Here is a 3,367-nt window from a genome sequence, read left to right as displayed (position 1 = left end):
GGGGCCCGCTGACGCGGTCCCCGGGCAGCCTTTTCCACTCCTACGAACTTGATGATGTGAACGACTCACCGCGTTCGCGGGCCGGCCGGCGCCGGGAAACGGCGGCCCGTCACAGCCGGTGGGCGCGGGTGTGCAGCAGCTCGTGCACCTGCTCGATGTCCCGGGGCGAGGTACGCGCGGCCAGCCAGTACATCAGCCCGGTCGGGATGAAGAAGAGCTGGAACACGGCCAGCCCGACGGCGAAGTTCAGCGGCGGCGGGAAGGCCGCCCGCAGCCCCTGGAAGGCCACCCCGACCAACCCGTTGCCGGCCGCCCGGCCGACCCCGTTGACCAGGTTGCCGAGGCTGTAGACGGTGCCCCGGTGCTCGGGCGGGTTGACGTCGGCGATCAGCGCGAACCAGTTCGGCGAGTTGGCCGAGGTGAGCGCGAGGGCCAGCAGCGCGGTCAGCAGGCTCAGCCCGACCGTCGGCTCGGTGAACACGCTGGCCAGCACCGCCCCGACCACGGCGCCCGAGCTGCCGCCGTCCGGCACGTCGATCCTGATCGGCACCAGGAACAGGACCAGGTAGAACGGCACGGCCGCGAGGATGCCCACCGCCGCGACCAGTGCCCGCCCGCTCGGCGTACGCCGTTGCAGCGCGTCGCCGGCCAGGCCACCCAGGATGGAGAAGACCCCGCCGAGCTGGAACAGGGTGGCGAAGACGCTGCCCACCATGACGGCGGTGGCCGCCGAGTAGCCCTGCGCCTCGGCCCGCTCGGCGAAGAGCACCGGCAGCCAGACCAGCGACCCGAACGCCGCCTGCGCGGTCAGCCCCTGGAGGATCAGCCAGCGGTTGGTCCGCCGGGCCAGGATCCGGGGCAGGTCGGCCCGGCTGATCCGGTAGTCGTAGTCGGCGCCCGCGTCGAGCGCCGCGGTCAGCTCCGGCTCGCTCTGTCCGCGCCGGATGTCGTACGTGAACAGGTAGGCCACGGTGGCGACCAGACCCACCACGGCGAGCATCAGGAACGGTCGTCGCCAGTCGGTGGCGCCGAGGATGCCGCCGGTGAGCGTGCCCGCCAGCGTGCCCACCCCCTGCGACAGCCCCCAGAAGCTCATCACCAGGCCGCGCCGGCGGGGCGAGATGAGGTCGGTGACCACCGAGAAGCCGACCGAACCGACCGCGCCCAGCCCGACCGCGGCGACCAGCTGGGCGACCAGGAACGTCAGGTAGTGCCCGGCCAGCGCGCTGCCCCCGGTGCCGGCCGCCCAGATCAGCGTGCCCACCATCAGCAGCGGCTTGCGGTTGGTCCGGTCCCCCACGTACGCCCAGCCGACCGCGGCCGCCGCGCTGACCAGGAAGCTCACCGCGGTGACCAGCCCGAGCAGCCGCTGCGGCACGCCCAGCGCGCCGGAGATCGGTCCGTACAGCGGGGGCACCAGGCCGATCGCCACGTTGTCCAGCGAGGCGAGCACCACGAACACCACGACGCTGTAGAGCCGGTGGGCCGCGTTCCCGCGCCGGGGGATCCTGGTGCCGCTCATCCCCGGCAGCCAATCAGGCGCAGATCACGGCGGGATGACGATTCGCCGGTCAGAGGTAGCCCCCGATCTCGACCGGCACGGCGCCGGCCGGCGCGGTGCCGGCGCGCAGCGCGTACAGCTCCGCCAGGGTGGCGCCCTGAGCGGGGACACCCGCCGAGGTGCCGAGCCAGTCGGCGGCCTCGGCGTACGACAGCGGTCCGACCTCGATCCGGGCCAGGCAACGGCCGGGCCTCGTCACGGCCGGGTGCAGCCGGGACAGGTCCTCGTTCGTGGTGATCGCCACCAGCACGTCCCGGCCCTGGCCGAGCAGCCCGTCCGTGAGGTTGAGCAGCCGCGACAGCGCCTGTCCGGCCGCCTGTTTGGCCTCGCCCCGGATCAGCTCGTCGCAGTCCTCCAGGATCAGCAGCCGCCAGCGGCGCCCCGCACCGCCCTCCTCGTCGTCATCGCCCACCGCGATCTCGGAGAGGTACGCCGCCTCCGCGAAGAGCACGTCCGGGTCGAGGACGGCGTCGACCTGGCACCAGTCCCGCCACTGCCCGGCGAGCGCCCGCAACGCCGTGGTCTTGCCGGTGCCCGGCGCCCCGTGCAGCAGCACGAGCCGGCCCGCGACGGCCTCCGGCGTGACCTCCATCAGCCGGTCCAGGGCGGACCGCGCCGGCGCCGCGTAGTTGCCCCGGATCGCCGCCCACTCCGGCGCGACGATCGATCGCACGTCCCGTTGCGCTCCCCGCCGGGGGTTGTGGTGCCAGAACCCGATCCGCCCGCTGTCCGGGTCCTCGGGCTCGGCGGCGCCGTCGATGATCCGGTCCAGCGCCGCCTGGCCGACCTGATCGCTCACCGCGGTCACGGTCACCTCGCCGGACCGCCCGTTCCAGGTCACCACCCGCGCCGTCCAGCCGTCCCCGGCGAGCAGCCGGTAGCGCTGGCGGTGTTCGAGGGCGGTCCGCAGCACGCGGGCGTCGACCGGGGTCAGCGCCGCGTCCCGGCGCAGCCGGGACAGCCGCACGGTCCGCGCCCACGGATGCACGCCGGTGACGAAGTCGGCCAGGGCCAGCGCGTCCACCACGTCGCAGGGGGTGTCGGAGTCGTCGTACTGGAGGACGGCAGGCAGGGCGGGCTCGGCCGGGGCGGCGCACATCACTCCATGATCGCGAATGCCGGCGCCGCCCGTACAGCCGTTTAGGCCGGGTCCTGGCCCGGCGTGCCGGGCCGCCGGTCCACCACCAGCTCCCGGGCGGCGGCGTAGCGCTCCCGGATGGCCGGCACGGGCTCCCCGGCGTACTCCTCGGTGCCGGCGAGGGCCCAGGACGGCGGCGCCGCGCCGCCGAGCGCGACCCAGGCGGCCTGCCGCGCCGCGCCGTCCGCGACGTACTCCCCGGGCGGTGGCACGACCACCGGGCGGCCGAAGACCTGCGGGGCGATCCGGCGTACGGCGGCCGAGCGGGCCCCGCCGCCGACCAGGATGATCCGGTCGGCCCGGGCGCCCTGCGCGACGAGCGCGTCGAGGCCGTCGGCGAGGGCGCAGAGCATCCCCTCGACGGCCGCCCGGGCCAGGTGGGCCGGGGTCGAGGTGCCCAGGGTGAGCCCGTGCAGGGCGCCGGTCGCCGTGGGCCGGTCGGGGGTCCGCTCCCCCTCCAGGTACGGCACCATGACCAGCCCGTCGGCGCCGGGCGGGGCGGCCAGGGCCAGCTCGCTCAGCGCGTCGTGATCGACCCCGAGCAGGGCCGCGGCGGCGTCCAGCACCCGGGCCGCGTTGAGCGTGCAGACCAGCGGCAGGAACCGTCCGGTGGCGTCGGCGAAGCCGGCCACCGCGCCGGCCGGGTCGGCGGCCGGCCGGTCGGCGAC

3 protein-coding genes are annotated in these 3,367 nt (G+C 75.4%); all 3 read right to left on the bottom strand.

Annotated elements, in window-relative coordinates:
• Positions 1 to 109: 109 nt before the first annotated feature.
• On the bottom strand, positions 110 to 1,522 hold the full coding sequence (locus tag ACWEVO_RS33095; protein ID WP_452311363.1) for an MFS transporter: 1,413 nt from the start codon (positions 1,520 to 1,522) through the stop codon (positions 110 to 112).
• 49 nt (positions 1,523 to 1,571) lie between these two features.
• Positions 1,572 to 2,660 (bottom strand): DUF5925 domain-containing protein, encoded by a 1,089-nt coding sequence (locus ACWEVO_RS33090; RefSeq protein WP_452311362.1) that lies wholly within the window; start codon positions 2,658 to 2,660, stop codon positions 1,572 to 1,574.
• Positions 2,661 to 2,701: 41 nt separating this feature from the next.
• Positions 2,702 to 3,367: FGGY-family carbohydrate kinase (locus tag ACWEVO_RS33085; RefSeq protein ID WP_452311361.1), on the bottom strand; the 666-nt coding region annotated here is incomplete at its 5' end.

It is taken from the genome of Micromonospora sp. NPDC003776 (genome assembly GCF_053605645.1).
This window is presented reverse-complemented; position numbering and strand designations above follow the sequence as displayed.

What these genes read in the sequence shown, in the direction of transcription:
- ACWEVO_RS33090 (WP_452311362.1), bottom strand. Translation starts at nt 2,660, where the DNA reads ATGTGCGCCGCCCCGGCCGAGCCCGCCCTGCCTGCCGTCCTCCAGTAC.
- ACWEVO_RS33095 (WP_452311363.1), bottom strand. Translation starts at nt 1,522, where the DNA reads ATGAGCGGCACCAGGATCCCCCGGCGCGGGAACGCGGCCCACCGGCTC.